Below are 18,275 nucleotides of genomic sequence, written 5' to 3' on the forward strand. Positions count from 1 at the left end.
TGTCTGGTGAAATCACGTTGCACCTGAGAAGCGGCCTGCAGAACCCCCTCGTTAGAGAGTGCCTCCTCATGGTGGGGGTGCTGATGGTCCTGGACCTGGCCTTGCAGTGCGAAGGAATTCTACGGTCGCTTGTACACGTGACGGGGTGAAAAGGGGACAGAGCACAAGCAGCAGCGCGGTGATAAGCAGCGCACGCTCCCAGCTGTGCAGCGACTTGTGCGGCTGCACCGGGAAGTGGAGCGCCTCCTCCGGCTCCTCCCATTTCAGCTCGCGTCCGCCCGTTGCAGCGGCCAGCTTGGATAGCATCTCCCCGGCGTTCTCCGTTACGATCCGATATTCCGGAGAGTAAGGGATCACGAACCCGGTGCCTGTGCCCCCGCCAGCTACAACCTCGTCTCCACGCTTGCCCTGCAAATGAATCAGGAATGACCCCGGCTCCTCCACTGCAGTCACTCCGGTATAAATCCCGGGGGAGGTTTGGATAAGCGGCACAGTCTTATCTTTTAAATCCTCGCCCGTAATGATCGCTTCCAGCTCATCCGGCGGAGCCAGACCTTCCGAGGCGGCCACTTCAAAATAAACCTCATTCCCCTTCACCGTCGTGCTCACCTCAAAAGGCGAAGCTGAAAATTGCGGAAAAGTCCATTTCACCATATCCGCAAACAGCCCCGGGAATCCCGGCCAGTTCACCCAATCCCGGGACCATTTTCCCGTCAGATCGCTCGTCCAGGCAACGGTACGTCCCGAGCCATACTGCCAACGGGCAAGCAGCGGATCGGGTTCAGGGCTCGCCAGCACCGTCTGTGCGGTCGATTTGGCCGACGCCGCCACATAGCCATATATAGTCGGAAGACCCCCCGCCATCGATTCACGCCAGTCTCCGGGCTGAACCAATGCGGGCACAAATGGTTTGTCCACGATATACGTTCTGGCGATCACAGCCGCTTCCCGGCTGAATATCGTCGGCAGAGTCGTCGCGTCTTTGACGAAATAGTAACGCCCCTTCGCTTCCTTGGCAAGCGATTCCAGCAGCTGCGTGTCCGCACCGTCTCCTACAGCTACAGTCGACATCGTCATATGGTTGTCCTTCATCGTATTCAGCAGCTCTGCATACCCGGAATTGCCTGCCGACTGTCCATCCGTAAGCAGAATAATGTGCTTGCGCTGGGCATCGATACCCAGCAATTTATCCGCGGCATCCGCTACAGCAGGATAAATATCCGTCCCGCCCGCGCTCGGAATGCCGCTGATTCTGGCAATGACATCGTCCTTCCGGCCGGCGAGCTTCGTCGGCTCTACGACCCACCACGGCTTGTCGTCGAATGCGACGACCCCGACCGTATCCTTGGAGCGAAGCATCTCCACCGTTCGCATCGCGGATTCCTTCGCCAGCCTGATTTTGTCCCCCTCCATGCTGCCGGAACGGTCAATGACGAGAATGAGTCCCAGGGACGGAATTTCCCGTTTGCCCTGCAGCTCCATCGATACCGGCAGCAGCTTCTCGATCGGTGTCTTGAAATACCCGCCCATGCCGAAGCTCTCCTCGCCGCCGACCATCATAAAGCCGATGCCGTAAGAACGCACTGCCTGCTCGATGAGCTCCATCTGCTTGCCTCCGACCTGCTCGCCGGATACATTATTGAAAATAATGCTGTCATAACCGGCATACTTCGCCAGCTCCGCCGGAAGCAGGCCAGGCTCAATGACCGCATATTGAATCAAGCTGGACTTCAACGCATTTTCTAGATTGGAGGACGTTCCCGGCTTGCCTTCCACGATCAGCACCTTCGGGCTGCCGGTGACGCGGGTAAAAGCATAGCCCTCATTATTAGCGGCCTGCTCGTCCCCCTCCATAAATATTTCCGCCTTATAGCGATGAAGCCCAGGCTCCCTGGCCAGGCCTTGCAGAGCGAAGCGATTCTCCCCCCGCTCCAGAGCAACCGTCTTTCGGCCGATTTCCCGGCTATCCTCATACAAGCGAAGCTCGCCGCTGCCGGCATACGTACTGCGTATCGCTACCTCAAACGTAAAAGCTTCCGCTCTGTACAGCTTCTCCGGAAGATGCAGCGACTCGATGGCCACATCCCTCCGCTCCTTAGCCGCTGCCTGGAGCACGTCGACGCGGATGCCTCTCTCCTTCAGTGTTCTTGCTGCAGAGAGCGCATCTCCTACATTTTCCTCTCCGTCCGAAATGACGACGATTCTCTGATTTCCTTTCCCTCTGAACAGGCTTCCAGCTAGCTGAAGACCCTTCTCCAGATGGGTAAAAGAAGCGTTCACTTCGGCCCGGGCTCCGCCTTCGGTCAGCGGCAGGGGATCAAGATTCTTCTCGACGGCGCCATCCAGCCCGGCCGAGACGACGGCGACGCTGTCCTGCTCCCCTTTGGCCTTTGATGCCTGGGCGGCCCAGGCCAATGCGGCATCGGCACCCTCCATGCTGGCGGAACGATCGATCAGAAATACGACTTCCTTATTTTTAACCAATGTAAAGGTCTGAAAACCGGCTAAAGCCAATATCAGCAAAACAACGACTGCTGTCCGCAGACCTACAGCCCATTTCTTCCTTCCCCCGTGCAGGCGGAAATCCGAGCGGTACGCATAGAATGCACCAGCAGCGGCTAGAATCAGCAGCAATAACACCCACGGATGGTTAAATTGAACGCCCACGCTGGTACACCCCCCATTCTGCGATGATCACGATCAGCGCCAGCAAAACGGCCAAATACGTTAAGGAATGCTTGGATTTCGTCTCAGATTCCAAGCCGGAATCAGCCGAAGCCTTAGAAGGGTCTGAATCAGTCCGGGGGCCTTCCTCTGCCTGGCCCGCAGCAATATCGCTTCCATGACTCGCATTTATATCGCTGCCATGGCCCGCATCTGAACCGCTATCATGATCTGCAGCTGTATCGTGATCAGGCGAGCCTCCCTCGGTCCCGCCTTCTGTCGCGCCTTCGTTCCCGCTTGGACTGCCGCCAAATGCAAGAGCCTTGGTCTGCCCGATTACGGATTCGGCTGGAGGGGAGATTACCTCCAAGTAGTATCCGGGCAATGCACTGCCTTCCGCCCCCTTCATCTCAAAACGCCACAAGCCGGGAAGCTGAGGAGCGGTCTGCACTGCCGCCAGGCTTTGGCCATCGGTGACCGCTGGAATCGGCTCCGCTCCCATGTCCAGGGCATACCCGTCTGCAGGAATCCAAGAAGCCTCGGCGGCCTCCACCGACAAGGGAATTTCCAGCGCCGAGCCGGCAACCATGCGGCCGAGCCCTGTCGTTCTTCCCGCTTGCAGCCACTGCACGGCGTTGTTGACCATGACCGGGAATTCCGGACGCAGCGGCAGATCGCCGTCGCTTAATGAGAAGAGGAAGACCAGCCGGTTGATTCCGTTCTCCGTGCCGGCATAAGCCGCCGGTTTTGAACCGATCTCCATGAGCGGTCTGCCCCATGAGGGAATTTCCAGATCGAGCAGAGCAGCTGCAGGCGGATCATTCAGCGATATATAGCGGGTGACAGGGTGATTGGCTGTGATCGTTCTGCCGTTGGGCGGCTGAATCGTCTTGCCGCTGCCGCCAAGCATCCAGGACGGCGTCTCTTTTACAAGGCGGACCCATTCACCGGTCTCCAAATAAGCAGGAGGCATGCCGTCGATGATGATCATATCCGGTCTATCCTTGGGTAGTGCCGGAGCCTTTTCCCCTTCCCCGCCGGATTTATTGGAACCTGTGCTTGAGCCTGCGCTTGGGCCTGTGATTGGCCCAGGCTCCATTCTTGTCACCCTCGCGCCGGACAGCTGCAGTGCCTTCTCCAGAAACAAATTGCCCTCTGAGAGGAGCAGCACCTGGGGAGCCCCGCCTCTCTCGCGAAAAGCGAAGGCCTCGTTGTCCGGTGCATAATCGTCGTCTGGCTCCAGCTTTAATTTATAAATATCCGCAGCGGGCAGCTCCTCGAAGGTAACGGTCACGGCCCGGCCGCTCTCTACCTTGACGGCTTTCGAAGCCAGAAGATGGCCGTCCCCGGACAATTGCAATACGGCATCCAGCGGGGTACCGCCGTAATTCCGCACGACTGCTACACCGGTGCTCAGATCTCCCTCGTTTTTTACGCCGAACTGCTCCACCGCAGCATTGCTCGCCCCTTCGTCCTTCAGGGATACGACCTCTACCGGGGCTGTAAAGGAAATATCGTCCGCAAGCTCGCCCCAATGTTCATCGGTAAACACGAGAATCCTCGCATCGGGATCATCCCGCGTCAGCGCTGCGGCAAGAGACATTGTTTCCCGGTAGGCAGCCTTGCCGAACTCAGCCTCCAGCTTAGCCACTTGACCGCGAATCGCTTTAGGATCCCTCTCGCGGGTAAGCAGTACTTCCGGCTCGGCTCCCAGCTTCAGCAATGTAATCTCTCCGTCACCACCCAACGAATCGATATATTCGTTGACCTTCTTTTTAAGCTCGGCCATCGCCGAGCTGGAAGGCTGGGCATCCCCGCCGGATGCCCCGCTCCGCTTCGCGCTCATACTGGCCGAGCCGTCGAGAACGATGACCGTATGCCCGGACAGGCCCCCTTTGACCCACATGAACGGCATCATCAGGGCGAAGGCGAGCAGCGCGGCGGCCAGCAGCTGCAGCCATAGCAGCAGCCGGTTTTGCAGCTTCTGCCAGGGGCGGTTAGCCTCAATATTGCGGAGCACGCGGTTCCATAGCAAATGGCTGGGTACCAGCGTATCCACAGACTTTCGTTTAAACAGATACATCAGCACGATCAACGGGATCGCTAAAGCGAACCACAATCCGGCCCAAGAGGCAATTCCCATCCTTTCACCCCCTTCTTGTTGCCTAACCAATACAGATTGTCTTGCGAGGAGCCGCATCCTTGGTTCGGCCGCCAAACTCGACGTCCAGCACCATCCAGATGCGAAATAACAGAATGCGCGCAGCTCCAAGTGTGCTGTGCTGCGCTGCATGACTGCGTCGGGCAGGCACGGGCAGCACATTCTCATTCTTACTGGCACGGGCAGCGCTTTAGCTCTCTTCCCGGCACGGGCAGCGCTTTAGCTCTCTTCCCGGCACGGCAGCCCATTTTTATTCTTAATAAGATGCCAAAATACTTAACAAGTTTGAAATCAGACCCGATTGGCTGCCTCGATTCCGTACGCTTTTTAAAATACTGCGCCAGGACTCCATGAAGGAACTATCGCAATCGCTGGCCCACCAGTTATTTACGAGCCCAATACCCCAGCTCCGCGCAGCGTCTCGAAGATTCCCTCCTCCAGCGGCACGCCGGTATTTGCCTGTATATAAAAAATAGCCCGCTTACTGCAAAATCGCGCAATTTCCGCTTGATAAGCCTGCAGCGTTCGTCTATACTCCTCCAATACTTTTCCGGTCATAGCGATTTCTTTACCTGTGCCAAGCTCACTGTCCACCAGCCGCAAATCCCCGCTCAAGGCAGGGGTGATTTCCTCCGGCGATAACACGTGCACAAGTACGATTTCCTGTCCCGCTGCAAGTAAATAAGATAAGGTCTCCACAAGCTCGTCCATGCCTCCAGCCAGCCAAAAATCCGAAAAAATCCAGGTCATCCCCGGCTGCTTCGGAAGCGCTTTGGGCTGCCGCAGCGATCGGGACAAGCTGCCCTCGCCGCCCGGCTCTGCCGACTGCAGAAACGAAAACAACCGGGCGGCCGAGGCCTTCCCCCTGACGGGAGGAAGCTGTCCCTCCAGCTCCGAGCTGAATACCGCTGCCTGAACGCGGTCATAGGACGCCAGAGCCATATAGCCAACCGATGCGGCAAGTTTCTTCGCATAGTTCAGCTTGTTCGAGTCGGATTGGTTCCCCTCGGTTTGCTTGCCATCGATTTTCTTATCAGCTTGATCCCCCTCAGGCTTCTGTTCAACAGACTTGTCTCTGCCAGATTTGAGCGTGTCCGCCATGCCGGACACCCTGCCGCCCCCGAAATCCATAGAGGCAGAGGTGTCCACATACAGGCTCACCTGCAGCTCCTGCTCATCCCAATACTGCCGCACAAAGGGCCTGCCCGTCCGCGAATAGACGCCCCAATCAAAGCGGCGGATGTCGTCCCCCGGCGCATATTCGCGGTAATCCGCAAATTCCAGCGACGAGCCGAAGCGGCTGGAGCGCCTTTTGCCCTGCATCGTTCCGCGCACCCGCCGTTTGGACGCGATCGAGAGCCGCTCCAGACGCGGCAGCAGCGACGGAGGAAGAAGAGGCTCGCTCATCCCCTCGCCCCCTCGAGCGCGGACAGAATATCCTCGATCAGCGAGTCGGGGGAGATTCCGAGGGCCTGCCCCTCGAAATTCAGAAACAAGCGGTGGCGCAGCGCAGGAACGGCGACCGCCGCGATATCTCCCGTGGATACATGCATCCTCCCCTTGGATATCGCCCTGACCTTAGCCACCGATACGATCGATTGAATCCCTCTCGGTCCCGATCCGAAGCGCAAATATTTGCGGACGGATTCAGGAGCCGCAGCTTCCTCAGGATGCGTCATCATCAGCAGGCGAACCCCGTAATCCAGCACATCGTCGGCAAGCAGAACCTCCTTTGCAGCCTGCCGGATTTCCAGCAGCTCTTCCGCTGAGGCCAGCTTATCCGCAGAAGGCGGATTGCCCGAGGTCGTCCGGCGGACGATCTCCTTGAGCTCGTCAGGGGACGGGTAGCCGACATGGATTTTCAGCAGGAAGCGGTCCAGCTGCGCCTCCGGCAGGGGGTATGTCCCCTCATTCTCCAGCGGATTTTGCGTCGCCAGGACAAAAAAAGGCTGCGGCAGCCTGTGCGTCTCCCCGCCGACGGTGACCGTCTGCTCCTGCATCGCTTCCAGCATGGCGCTCTGCGTCTTCGGCGTGGCGCGGTTAATTTCATCCGCCAGCACGATGCTGCTGAATACCGGCCCGGGCTGGAAGACGCTATCCGTGCTGCCCTGAGGCCCGAAACGGATGACATTCGTTCCGGTAATATCGCTCGGCATCAGGTCAGGCGTAAACTGAATTCGCGAGAAAGACAGGTCGAGCGTATCGGCGATCGTGCGGACGAGCATCGTCTTACCCAGTCCCGGAATGCCTTCAAGCAGGGCATGCCCGCCGGCAAATACGCACCACAGCAGCTGCTCCACGATTTCCTCCTGGCCCACGATGACTTTTCCAATCTGCTCACGTACGCCAAACATCGTATTCTTCCACGACTCCACCTGCGCATTTGCTTCCAACATCATATGTCCCCCTTCTCCTTCATCTTAGTATCCCGGATCGATCTCGGTGAAATAGCTCTCCACCAGGCTCTGCACGCTTTGCGGCAGCTCGCTTCGTTCCAGGGAACGCTTGGCCTCTGCGGCGTAGTCGCTGTACACCTCGTCATAAGGCCGGCTTACGCCGTCAAATACAGGCGATTTCCCGCCCTTCTGCACATCTCCGCCGCCGCCGTGGATTTCGCCGCCGTCCCGCTCTAGATTTCCGCTGCCCTTCAAATCACGCGGTGTCGTTACGAGCTCGCGCCCGCCGCTGCCGAGTCCCGCGCCCTGTCCGGTGGCGGACCCCTGCCCGCGGCCCATGGTACCGCTGCCGCCGCTGTTTCCACCGCCTGAGCCAGACCCAGAGCCTTGGCCGCCGCCCTGACCCTGGCCTTGCCCAGCGCCCTGGCCCTCACCGCCTTCACCGGAGGCTCCGCTTCCCGGCTCCCCGTTGGCCAGCGCGGCATCGCCGGCCCATTGCTCAGCGATTCCTCCCATGCTCCACGTATCGGATACGGCGAGCCCGGAGGCGGCCATCTGCTCTGCCAGCTCCATCCCTTGCTTCGCCAGCGCAGCCGCCAAAGCTGAGGCGGCCTCGGCTTGGTCAAGGCCGGAGTTCATGCCTGCCATACTCTCTTGGAGGGCCTGCTCCAGAAGTTCCAGAGCCTGCTCCAGTTCCTGCGCATTCCCTTTCTCGAGCGCCTCGGCGGCTTTCTTCAAGGCTTCGGCCAGACGCTGGGCCTTCTCGTCGTCAAGTGGAGCCGCCTCCGCGATTTGACGCAAATCCTGGGCGAGCCGGTTCCGCTCCTCCTCAGACATGGAGGCGGCCTTTTGGCGGAAATCCTCCATTTTCTCGTTGAGCGCCTGCTGATTTTGCTGCTGCAGCGCCTGGGCGAGGCCTTCAGGAAGCGGATTAGCCTTCCACTCCTCCAGCCACTTCTCCATCTCCCGCTGCTTCAGCTCGATTTTGTCGGACATTTCCTTCAAGCTCTTCATCGCATGCTCCACACTATCCAGCGCATCTTCCGGCTCTTTGCTCAGCTCGAGCGCCCGCCGCAGCTCGGCGATCTCCCGGGAGAGCGCCTCCTTTGCGATCGGCTCCAGCTGGCGCGCCTCGAGCTCCTTTGCCTGCTCCTCCGTCTCCTGCTTCTGGGCAGCCACCCATTCCCTCTGCTCCTTGCGCTTGGCAAGCTCCTGCTCCATCGGATTCGGCAGTACGGCCAGCACGGCGATTGCCGTGAGCAAGCCTGCGGCGGATAGCCAGAACTTGCGGCGAACGGGGAAGGGAAGACGGCGCTTGATCTCGCGAACGTAGGCGGCGCCATATTGGGCGGCCTGCGCGCGCTGCCATTGTGCCGCTAACACATCCGATTCGCCAAACGACAGAGCGGTGGCCATCTCGTCACGCCGCTCTTCTCCGGTCTCCGCGCGATCCATCGTTCTGGCGGCCTCCAGAAGAGATACCGGTCTAGCGAAGAATCCCCATAGCAGGCCAACCAGCGTAAACAGCACAGCCAATCCCGCACTTTGCCACAGCAGGCCTTCTATCGGCCACAGACGGCCGGCACAAAGCCAGGCTGCTGCGGCTGCCAGTCCGGTTATCAGACCATATCGAGAACCTGCCCAAGCCCTGAGCCATTGCATGCGGCGCCGCACCACGCCGAGCTGCCGATAAATTTCCTCCATGCTGTCGACCTCCTTCCGTTCCTTCCCCTGCCATTCCTTTATTTGAACATTTATTTGTCACTCTGCTCATTGTCCTGCGGCTCCCAGTCCGTCTGCAGGCGCTGCCTGGACCGGCCGCGTTTGACCGGACGGATATAGCGGATGGCCAGCCACAGCACCAGGACGATAACTATGCTGTATACGAGCAAGAATTGCTGCCATAGCTGAATCGGCGCGCCTCCTTGCTGGCCGCTCCATCGCGTCATAAATACGGAGTCGGAAAACGTCGGTTCAAAAATGCTGATCAAAGCGCCCGCGGGATTGAGTCCCAGGATAAAACCGACCCACGAATAATCCGGCATCGAAGTGGCTCCCGAAACATAATAATTAGTCTGGACAGCCCCCATCGCAAACAAGTAAACCAGTCCGGTAACGAGAAAAATCACAAGCCCTACGCCATACGTCATGATGACCGCGACGATCGTCCGCTTGAACAGCGTGGAGAAAAGTACCCCGAGAGATCCGAGCAGCAGCATAATAAACAGATAAAACAGAAATACGAAGACAAGCTGCTTTGGAGCCACGCCTCCATAGAGAAATGCAATGCTGTATACGGGCAGCGTCGCTAAAATAACCAGCGTCATGAAGCTAAGCGAAGATACCAGCTTGCTCAAAATAATCGTCGAGGAGCTCTGCTGGGTCGTCAGCAGCATGTTCAAGGTCTGCTTCTCCCGTTCCCCGCTGATTACCCCGGCCGTCAGCGCCGGTGTCATGAATGCGATCAGGACAAGCTGGGCGATGCTGAGCGCATAGAACATGATCCGGCTGGCGCCTGGATCAATCCGGCCCGATAAGCCTGCGCCGCTGCTCATCATGACATAAATGATGCCCATCGCCAGAAGCCCCATCACCAGCACATACACGAACACCGTTATTGCCGAACGCGAAGACCGCATCCGCAGCCGGAATTCTTTATCCATTACAGGGTTGATTAACTTCCTACGCCAATCCATCCGCCGCGCCTCCCTTCGTAATCTCCAGGAATACATCCTCTAGATTCGTCTGTGCTTCGTGGAAAGATACGACACCGAAGCCCGCGCCGATAACCTTGTTCAGCAGCCGGGCTTGATCGGCATCCCCGCCGCCAAAATGCACATGAACCCCCGTCTTGTCGCTGAGAACCTGGCTGACATGAGGCTCATCCTTCAGCATGGCTGCTAGCTCATCCCCGCGATCCATGACGCGGATATGCAGCACACGCTTGACGCGCAGGCGGTTCTGAATGTCGGCTACCTTCCCTTGAGCAACCATCTCCCCGTGCTCAATCACGCCGATTTCGTCCACCATTTCCGCCAGCTCGGGCAAAATATGCGATGAGATGATGATCGTCTTGCCCATCAGCTTGAGCTCTTTCAGAATCTCCCTCATTTCAATCCGTGCCCGGGGATCAAGGCCAGAAGCCGGCTCGTCGAGAATCAGCACGTCGGGATCATGAACAAGACAGCGGGCCAAGCAGAGGCGCTGCTTCATGCCGCGGGACAGGCTGTCCACGTAGGCATCCTGCTTGTCGCTTAAATTGACCAGCTCCAGCAGCTGCGGAATAAGCTTCTCCCGTTCAGGACGCGGAATGCCGTAGCTGGCTCCATAGAAATGCAAGTACTCGGTCGTTCTGAATTGATCGTAAACCCCGAAGAAATCGGGCATATATCCTATTCGCTTGCGCACCTCGTGCGGATGCTCGGTCACTTCGAAGCCGCCTACGGATGCCGTTCCCGAGGTTGGCAGCAGCAGGGTTGCCAGGATAGACATCGTCGTCGATTTTCCGGCTCCGTTAGGTCCTACAAAGCCGAACACCGTTCCTTTCGAAATGGAGATATTCACCGACTTCAGCGCTTCGAAGCTGCCGTAGGTTTTAGTCAAATTACGTATTTCGATCATCGGCTGCTACTCCCCTTTACAGAGATTTCGGGCAGGTCGAATCCGCTCCAATCCTGCGCGGTAATGACGAGACGCAGCGTTGTTCCCCCGATCAAATATTGCGAGATCGGCTCGGGGAGCTTCGCCGTGCCCTGGTTCCATGAAATCGGCTCAACCTCTGCCTTGGCCGCATTCCACACGGCGACAGATGTGCTGTGACCCCGTTGATTCTGGCGCAGCTCGAGCTCCGAATACTCCACATTGCCCGGCAACACGTACTCAAGCTCCATTTCTCCCTCGGACATATGGACGCTGCGGCTGCTTTCATATCCCCATTCAGAAGACGTCGTCTTGGTGACGGCAGGCACAATATAACCGAAAGGCACGCTCCACTGCCCGTCATTTTGAAATTGCGGATCAATCCGCTGGACCCACATATTCAGCGGGTCTGCGGCCACACTTTTGCCGTTCACCTCATAATCCAGCATTTCATCCTTGCTCCAGCCGATAAAAGCATAATGATTCGTCATATTGTTCAGGTTGAAGTAACTGTTAATGAGCCCCCTGGCCCGCTCCAGTTTTCTATCCTCCTGACGGCTGCCTTTAGAGGGAAACAGCAGGTAGCCATAGTCATTGTAGTTCACCGTAGACGGCGAAGAGGTAATCGATGCCGTCTGATTTTTGGCAATATCGCCAAGCAAGTACATCTTATCGTTCAAGATGATTGCCGTATTCGTTAAATCCGCTGAAGTCTTATTCGTCACCGTACCTTGAGGAACGCCCTGGTCATCGAAGGAAATATTCATTTCCAGCTGGCCAAGCTGCCGCTCCTCCAGCTGCTTCACCGATAATTTGGCGAGGGAACGGTGCGTCATCCCTTTTAGATCCACGGTTGTGCCGCTATCGGCCAAGCGGATCAACTGCCGCTCCGGGGCCATCGTCTGTCCGCCGGAGATGAGCCCGTCCTCACGCTGCACCGTCACATGCGTTCCGGCCGGGAAGCTTAATTTGTAATCACCGCTTCGCGGAATGAATAATGCCGTGGATGTACTTCGTTCGGCGTAGCCTCTGCCATCAAGCTCGATGATGCTGAGCGTATTCGTCCGCAGCGTGCTTTTGCCAGTCGTCCCCGCGACATAAATTCCACCGCTGGCCAGCACGGCAATGACCGGGATTAACAGCCAGGCCCATTCGCGCTTATCCAGTTTTTTTAGTACAAAATACAGCCCTGGGGCAACAACAACAGCATACCCCAGCAGCAGCCAGAGCAGCAGAGAGTATGGCGGCAGAGTTAGGGTCGGGAAATAATCCAGCAAATAATTGATCCGCCGGTCCAAATTATCATTCCAAACGGTATTGCCCTGGGAAGTCGTAGCCAGCTGTACATGCTGCTGAAGCACTGTGTTCCAGAGTTCCGCATGACCGGACCATGATTGCAAGGGCTCCATGGAAACATCATAGGCCGCATAAATAACGCTGCCCTGGCCAACATCCCAGGAAGCAAATAGAGGCTGCTCCCCCTCTATCAGCGTTTGCGCGCCGTCTTTCGGCTTGGCTGCCGATACAGGGAAGGTACCGTCCAGCGAAATCGTCTTGCCCGTCGCCTTCTCCAGCTCCTTTAGCGAGGTAACATCGGCATGCCCTGAATAGTCCACGGGCGATAAATCCTCCAGCCTCTGAATTGTCTTGGCAAAGCCGGATCCCCCGGACAGGACGAGAGTCCCGCCTTTTTTCACCCACGCTTTAATCGCTTCCGTCCGCTTATCCCCGAGATTGCCCGTGGTGAAATTGTTGATAACGAGCACATCGAGCCCATCCAGCAGCAAGCCGTCCTCCGGCAATTGCTCCGGCTTAAGCGGAATCACCTTCACGTTCTTCCCCTTGCCGTTCAGCACGTTCAGAAAGTTCATGCTGTCCGGGTCGGAGGCCAGCACGCCGATCAAGGTGCCGGTGTCTCCCCCGGAATTCAAATAAGGGGTCGAAGCCTTGAATGGGATATACTTCCCGGTTTCTACCGAATTTTTATAGAATCGAATCGAGTTATTGTCCTTGTGGAAGGAATGTCCGAGGATGCCGAAAGCAACCTCCTTGGGCGTCCCTGCCGGCAAGTCGACTTTTACTGCATATGAAGCCCAATTGGAGCTGTTCGGGTATTCCGTCTGAACGACGAGTTCTCCGGAAATATCCGTATCGCTGGTCAGTGTAATTTTAAGCGGCGTCCATTGACCGATTTTATAATGGCCATCATAGCCGATTTCCGTCTTGATGCTGATCGACGGCTCTGCCGCATAGGCTGCCTGAGGAGTCGCAAGCCCTGGCAGCAGCGCTAATAGGGTGCTTAAGAGCCACAGCGTAGCCAGAGATATCCTCTTCTTGTAATTTAAGAACAAATGATTCTCTCCTCTCATCATCGAAATAATCCTATATAATAGGACGTTTCAAGCGTACAAATGTTTACATTCCGCTCTATTTTTCTGCATAAAACGCCAGCAGCTTACAAGTATCTGCGGCAAACATACAGCTAAAGCCGTCCAGTATGACATGCATGTCAACTGTGACGGCTTTCTATTTAGTAGGCAGATTTTCCTCTGGATTCGCGACTAGCTGAACACAACGGTTTTGTTCTGATGCACGAGAATGCGATCCTCGATATGCCATTTCACGGCGCGGGCCAGAACGACTCTCTCGATCGTGCGGCCGATCCGCTTTAATTCACTGACATCATCGCGATGGCTGACGCGCTGAACGTCCTGCTCGATGATCGGTCCGCCGTCCAGCTCCTCGGTGACATAATGGGCGGTGGCCCCGATAATTTTTACGCCGCGGTCATAGGCTTGGGCATACGGCTTGCCGCCTACGAAGGCTGGCAGGAAGGAGTGGTGGATGTTGATGATACGATTCCGGTAAGGCTCGATCAGTGCAGGAGACAGAATTTGCATATATCTCGCCAGCACGATCAAATCGACCTTCCCATCGACCAGCTCCAGCTGCTTCTGCTCGGCTTCTCTCTTCGTGTCCGGGGTAACCGGGATATGATGGAAGGGGATGCCGAATGATTCGACGTATTCCTTATTATCGGGATGATTGCTGATGACCATGGAAATTTCCGCATCCAGATCCCCGGCTTGCCATTGCCACAGCAGCTCCACAAGGCAGTGATCCTCCTTCGATACGAAAATGGCCAGCTTCTTCTTCCGGTTCAGCGGATAAATATCCCACTTCATTTCGAATTTGGCGGCAATGACCGCAAAATCCTGCTTTAATTGCGCCAGGTTGTCATGCAGCTGCCCCAGATCGAATTCGATTCGCATAAAGAACATGCCGCCCTCAGGATCCATTGTATATTGGTCCGATTGCACGATGTTTGCTCCATGCTGATGCAGGAAATCCGACACCGCGGCGACGATTCCAGGTCCGTCCGGGCAGGATATCAGCATCCGCGCCCGATGATTCTCATAGGGTTTGACAGGTCTTGCGCCTGATTTTACATGTATGTCCATCTTTCTCTCAAGTCCTCCTGCTATCTATTCTAAAACAACTGATTCTAGTTCTCGATTCTGCTATTTTTACAGAATTTCAGATTACCAATAGGCTTTTGGATTGCTTATAGGCTTTTGGCTGCAAGCCAGCCGATCAGCCGGAAATTGATTTGCTCCTCACTGTAATCCGGGAACAGGTTGGCTTCCAGTACGAGGTCGTAGAGCCGCTCCAGCGGTTCGCGCGGATCCGCCTTTCTTGCTTTGGCGTCATCCTTGAGCAATTTCCACGTATCCAGCACGAATGCGCGCTGGTCGATTTCGCGTTTTCCGAAGAAGCTGCTTAGCAGCTCCATTTCCGTCAGGAAGGATTCCCCGAAGCGCTCGGCCACACTGCCGCGAAGCAAGGCGATTTCAACTTCATACATCGGCCGCTGGGTTTTAGCGTCCTTGCCGATCCACGGCGTCTCCAGAATGAAAGGGCGACCCTGCAGCGATTCATGATGCACCACGCGGTTCAAGGCTTCGAATCCGATCCAGCCCGTTCCGATCGGCGTATGGCGGTCTTTCCGGGCCCCGACGGGGTTCTTGCTGTCATTGACGTGCACGACCGCAATCCGGTCCAGACCGATCAGCTGATCGAACTCGCGCAGCACGCCGTCAAGATCATTAACGATATCGTAGCCCGCATCATGGATGTGGCAGGTATCCAGGCAAATCGTCAGACGTTCGTTATGCTGCACTTTGTCAATAATGGCGGCAATTTCCTCGAAGCTGCGGCCCATCTCTGTCCCTTTGCCGGCCATCGTCTCCAGCGCAATGTTGACCTCTGTCTCATCCGTGCCATTCAGCACCTCATTCAAGCCCTCGGCGATCCGGTTAATGCCGTATTCGGCATCCTTGTCCGTGAACGCGCCCGGATGAAGCACGATGTTCCGTACGCCCAGCGCATGGGTGCGGCGGATTTCCTCCTGGAGGAAGTCTACTGCCAGTTGATACGTATTCGACTTATAAGAGCCCAGATTGATGATATAAGGCGCATGGACGACAATTTCATCAATTCCGGCTACCGCCATCGCGGCCTTGCCGTCCTCGATATTCATCGATTCGATCGGTTTGCGGCGCGTATTCTGCGGTGCGCCGGTATATATCATGAACGAGCTGGAGCCGTAGGATGCGGCCTCCTCCGTTGCGGTTAATAGCCCCTTGTCCGAGAACGAGACATGCGAACCTATTTTTAACATTAGCTTTATCCCCCTTATGGACAACGTTCTTTGAACAAACCTATTTTATCTTGAATGTCGATATAAATCCACAAATAAGGTATAATTCTTAAAGATTAAAGGGTTAAAGGACTAATTATTCGAGGTGAATGAATCAATGCCGTATTTGAACATAACATGGCTTGCACTGGCCTCTGCGGGGCCCAATCGCTGGTTTATGAACTCGATCGCATTCTGGGGATTCGTGATGCTGGGCGTCATGTGTATCGGCGGTTTTTTCATGTTCCGTAAATTTTTGAAGGTGCTTCCGAAGGCGGACGGCATGTCCAAGCTCGACTGGCAAAATCATTGGGTGGAGAAAAGCCGGCATTTGTGGACGGATGAAGCGAAGGCGTTCCTCGATCAGCTGGTTCAGCCCGTACCGTCTCCGTTCCGGGATATCGCCAAGCACTCGATTGCAGCGGAAATCGGCAAAATCGCCCTGCAGGAGGAAGCGACCGAGGTTACGAAGGATCACTGCATCAAGGGCTATATCGTAGCTACACCCAAGCGGGATTACAAGTTCCTGATGAACTTCCTCGAAAAGAGCAATATCGACTACCGTCCCTATCAGCATCTGATCAACAAATAGCACATTCCTGCATCCGGTCGCGACGTCTGCATACGCCTGCTTAGCCGGATGTTTTTCTCTTTAAATATTGCCATTTTACGAACCGTTACCAGCTGCATTCTACCATCTTAAGCAGAGGGAGGAATCGCTTTGAGAATCTTAATTACCGGAGGCACGGGCTTTATCGGAAGCGCTTTAACTTCTTATTGGCAGCAGCAAGGGCATGAGGTTACGATCGTTTCGCGCCGCAGGCCAGAGCAGGACGGTCATGCCTCTCCTGGCAATGAGCCCGCCGCCCCTTTGGCCTATATGACCTGGGAGCAATTGGGGCAGCCTTTCGCCCGCGAGCTGATAATCGATGCCGTCGTTAACCTGGCCGGGGCGACCCTGAATCAGCGCTGGACCGGCAAGGCCAAAAGCCGCATTCTGGATTCCAGGCTACTGGCAACAGACTTGACGGCAAATTGGGTAAGGTCCCTGAACCATAAGCCTAAGGTGATTATCCAAGGCTCGGCCGTCGGAATTTATGGAACCTCCCTCACGGACACCTTTGACGAGACCTCGCAACTGAAGGCGGATGATTTCCTTGCGAATGTGACCAGACAGTGGGAAGCTGCTGCAGATGAGGGCTTTCAAGGCCTTCGCCTCGTAAAGCTGCGCACGGGCGTAGTACTGGGGAATACGGGCGGCGCCTATCCGCTCATGCGACTTCCTATTCTACTGGGCGCGGGCGGAAAAATCGGAACCGGGCGCCAGTGGGTCCCCTGGATTCATATCAAAGATATTGTGGCCTTGATTGACTTTTGCGTGAAGCATCCGCAATTGGAGGGCGCGGTCAATGCGGTAAGTCCAGCACCCGTGACCAACGACGAATTCGGCAGAATCGTCAGCCGGGTTCACCGCAGACCGTATTGGCTGCCGCTGCCTGCCTTTGCATTAAAGACGATGCTTGGCGACATGTCCACTCTGCTGCTGGAGGGACAAAGAGTTATGCCGCAAGCGGCTTTGCAGTACGGCTTCCGTTTTCAGCATGCTGAGCTTGAATCGGCTCTGACGGATTTAAAGAAACGCCAGTAAGCCCGTTGTTAAGAATGGGGACAGCGGGCTATGCATACATATTTTTATGATCCACTTCTTCCCTGTCATCATGCAGAGGTTGGAATCTCCTATTTGGTGCCGTTCCTGGAACCTAAATCTTTGATGCGGCAGACACACCAGGATCATAAGATATGGAGCAAAGGCAGATAAGCCAGAAATGGTGCCACTGGGCGTTTATCTTCCACAAAAATATGATCCTCGAGTTCTCGAAAAAGAGCATGTATCCTTTTCTTGTATTGTCTGTTCTAGGGGGTGCAGTTCAGGTCATGAACGTGGAGGCTTTCTCAGTTGTAGGTTCTAATCGGCGTCCTGAAACCTATAAGTGCTACGATTAGAATGATTCCCCCTGCTAAACCGAGTGCTGCTGCTGAACTGACATAACTCCCTACGGCACCCCAAATCAGAAATCCCAGCGGCGACAGCAGGGAAGAAATACTGGCAATTTCTAGCACCCTACTTCTGAATTCTTCAGAAGGAACTGCAAACAAAATTGCTGTAGAAACGGTGCTCGTCATCGCAAATACAAAGCCAATGCAAAAAAAGATTAAGCTGAGAAAGATGATTCCTTGAATAAACGGGATACAGATATAAAACAATCCGCCGAGTAGCAAGCTGACAATATAAACATACCCGCGTTTACTTTTAATTTTGATCAGACCTAAAGTCATCGTGCCCAAGAAGGAACCAAGGGAATAGAATGTCAAGACGACACCATATTCATTGGAGCTGAACTGCAGCTCGTTTTGAACGAGATCCACCAAATTGACATTGTAACTGACGACAGCAATATTAGCTAAAGAATTTTTTCTTAGAGACCTTATCACCTACGATATCGGCAATGATGGAGAGCACAAACTTCGGAACCATTCCGACCAGTAATACAGTACCCATGATAAGCAGAGAGCCAGTTTGCTTCATCACGTACCACGCCAACACAATGCTGTAAACCATCGCTCCGATACTGGAAATGCCCTGTCCTATCCATAAATAAAAGACCGGGAGGAAACCAGTTGTATTATAAGGATCGGCAAGCGGATATGAGCTTTG

At 55.5% G+C, this 18,275-nt stretch carries 14 protein-coding genes; 2 read left to right on the forward strand and 12 right to left on the reverse strand.

Annotation, left to right across the window (positions count from 1 at the left end; translation table 11 throughout):
- Positions 1-66 precede the first annotated feature (66 nt).
- From BN2762_RS22690 to BN2762_RS22735, 11 genes are all read right to left on the reverse strand, one after another.
- Entirely contained in the window at positions 67-2,667 is a 2,601-nt protein-coding gene (locus BN2762_RS22690; RefSeq protein ID WP_230202572.1) for a VWA domain-containing protein, read from the reverse strand.
- Positions 2,651-4,807: a vWA domain-containing protein gene (locus BN2762_RS22695; protein WP_055109108.1), complete on the reverse strand. Its 2,157-nt coding sequence runs from the start codon at positions 4,805-4,807 to the stop codon at positions 2,651-2,653. Before BN2762_RS22695 ends, BN2762_RS22690 begins: the two co-directional genes overlap by 17 nt.
- A 22-nt stretch (positions 4,808-4,829) precedes the next feature.
- Positions 4,830-4,976: a hypothetical protein gene (locus BN2762_RS27395; RefSeq protein ID WP_187386573.1), complete on the reverse strand. Its 147-nt coding sequence runs from the start codon at positions 4,974-4,976 to the stop codon at positions 4,830-4,832.
- Positions 4,977-5,212: 236 nt separating this feature from the next.
- Complete coding sequence (locus BN2762_RS22700; RefSeq protein WP_055109109.1) at positions 5,213-6,232, reverse strand: DUF58 domain-containing protein; 1,020 nt, start codon at positions 6,230-6,232, stop codon at positions 5,213-5,215.
- Positions 6,229-7,221 (reverse strand): AAA family ATPase, encoded by a 993-nt coding sequence (locus tag BN2762_RS22705; protein ID WP_055110322.1) that lies wholly within the window; start codon positions 7,219-7,221, stop codon positions 6,229-6,231. The genes BN2762_RS22700 and BN2762_RS22705 overlap by 4 nt, the downstream gene beginning before the upstream one ends.
- Positions 7,222-7,245: 24 nt before the next feature.
- Positions 7,246-8,925 (reverse strand): hypothetical protein, encoded by a 1,680-nt coding sequence (locus BN2762_RS22710; protein WP_055109110.1) that lies wholly within the window; start codon positions 8,923-8,925, stop codon positions 7,246-7,248.
- Between the two features lie 50 nt (positions 8,926-8,975).
- Positions 8,976-9,917: an ABC transporter permease gene (locus BN2762_RS22715; protein ID WP_055109111.1), complete on the reverse strand. Its 942-nt coding sequence runs from the start codon at positions 9,915-9,917 to the stop codon at positions 8,976-8,978.
- Positions 9,904-10,842 carry an ABC transporter ATP-binding protein gene (locus BN2762_RS22720; RefSeq protein WP_055109112.1) on the reverse strand — a complete coding sequence of 313 codons (939 nt, stop codon included), beginning with the start codon at positions 10,840-10,842 and terminating at the stop codon, positions 9,904-9,906. Before BN2762_RS22720 ends, BN2762_RS22715 begins: the two co-directional genes overlap by 14 nt.
- Positions 10,839-13,211: a DUF7408 domain-containing protein gene (locus BN2762_RS22725; RefSeq protein ID WP_055109113.1), complete on the reverse strand. Its 2,373-nt coding sequence runs from the start codon at positions 13,209-13,211 to the stop codon at positions 10,839-10,841. The genes BN2762_RS22720 and BN2762_RS22725 overlap by 4 nt, the downstream gene beginning before the upstream one ends.
- Positions 13,212-13,421: 210 nt before the next feature.
- Positions 13,422-14,321: a formyltetrahydrofolate deformylase gene (gene purU, locus BN2762_RS22730; RefSeq protein WP_055109114.1), complete on the reverse strand. Its 900-nt coding sequence runs from the start codon at positions 14,319-14,321 to the stop codon at positions 13,422-13,424.
- 104 nt (positions 14,322-14,425) lie between these two features.
- The gene (locus BN2762_RS22735) at positions 14,426-15,541 is read right to left on the reverse strand and encodes a deoxyribonuclease IV (RefSeq protein ID WP_055109115.1); all 1,116 of its coding nucleotides are present in this window, start codon (positions 15,539-15,541) and stop codon (positions 14,426-14,428) included.
- 136 nt (positions 15,542-15,677) lie between these two features.
- Here BN2762_RS22735 and BN2762_RS22740 point away from each other — a divergent pair, with 136 nt between their 5' ends.
- Together BN2762_RS22740 and BN2762_RS22745 are read left to right on the forward strand one after the other, a co-directional pair.
- Positions 15,678-16,151 (forward strand): DUF2621 domain-containing protein, encoded by a 474-nt coding sequence (locus BN2762_RS22740; protein ID WP_055109116.1) that lies wholly within the window; start codon positions 15,678-15,680, stop codon positions 16,149-16,151.
- Between the two features lie 129 nt (positions 16,152-16,280).
- Positions 16,281-17,207 carry a TIGR01777 family oxidoreductase gene (locus BN2762_RS22745; protein WP_055109117.1) on the forward strand — a complete coding sequence of 309 codons (927 nt, stop codon included), beginning with the start codon at positions 16,281-16,283 and terminating at the stop codon, positions 17,205-17,207.
- A 305-nt stretch (positions 17,208-17,512) separates the two neighbouring features.
- Here BN2762_RS22745 and BN2762_RS22750 read toward each other — a convergent pair whose 3' ends face one another.
- Entirely contained in the window at positions 17,513-18,052 is a 540-nt protein-coding gene (locus BN2762_RS22750) for an MFS transporter (protein ID WP_083485091.1), read from the reverse strand.
- Positions 18,053-18,275 lie beyond the last annotated feature (223 nt).

The organism is Paenibacillus ihumii, from assembly GCF_001403875.1.
Classification (GTDB): domain Bacteria; phylum Bacillota; class Bacilli; order Paenibacillales; family Paenibacillaceae; genus Fontibacillus; species Fontibacillus ihumii.

What these genes read in the sequence shown, in the direction of transcription:
- BN2762_RS22695 (WP_055109108.1), bottom strand. Translation starts at nt 4,807, where the DNA reads ATGGGAATTGCCTCTTGGGCCGGATTGTGGTTCGCTTTAGCGATCCCG.
- BN2762_RS22700 (WP_055109109.1), bottom strand. Translation starts at nt 6,232, where the DNA reads ATGAGCGAGCCTCTTCTTCCTCCGTCGCTGCTGCCGCGTCTGGAGCGG.
- BN2762_RS22705 (WP_055110322.1), bottom strand. Translation starts at nt 7,221, where the DNA reads ATGTTGGAAGCAAATGCGCAGGTGGAGTCGTGGAAGAATACGATGTTT.
- BN2762_RS22710 (WP_055109110.1), bottom strand. Translation starts at nt 8,925, where the DNA reads ATGGAGGAAATTTATCGGCAGCTCGGCGTGGTGCGGCGCCGCATGCAA.
- BN2762_RS22715 (WP_055109111.1), bottom strand. Translation starts at nt 9,917, where the DNA reads ATGGATTGGCGTAGGAAGTTAATCAACCCTGTAATGGATAAAGAATTC.
- BN2762_RS22720 (WP_055109112.1), bottom strand. Translation starts at nt 10,842, where the DNA reads ATGATCGAAATACGTAATTTGACTAAAACCTACGGCAGCTTCGAAGCG.
- purU (WP_055109114.1), bottom strand. Translation starts at nt 14,321, where the DNA reads ATGGACATACATGTAAAATCAGGCGCAAGACCTGTCAAACCCTATGAG.
- BN2762_RS22735 (WP_055109115.1), bottom strand. Translation starts at nt 15,541, where the DNA reads ATGTTAAAAATAGGTTCGCATGTCTCGTTCTCGGACAAGGGGCTATTA.
- BN2762_RS22740 (WP_055109116.1), top strand. Translation starts at nt 15,678, where the DNA reads ATGCCGTATTTGAACATAACATGGCTTGCACTGGCCTCTGCGGGGCCC.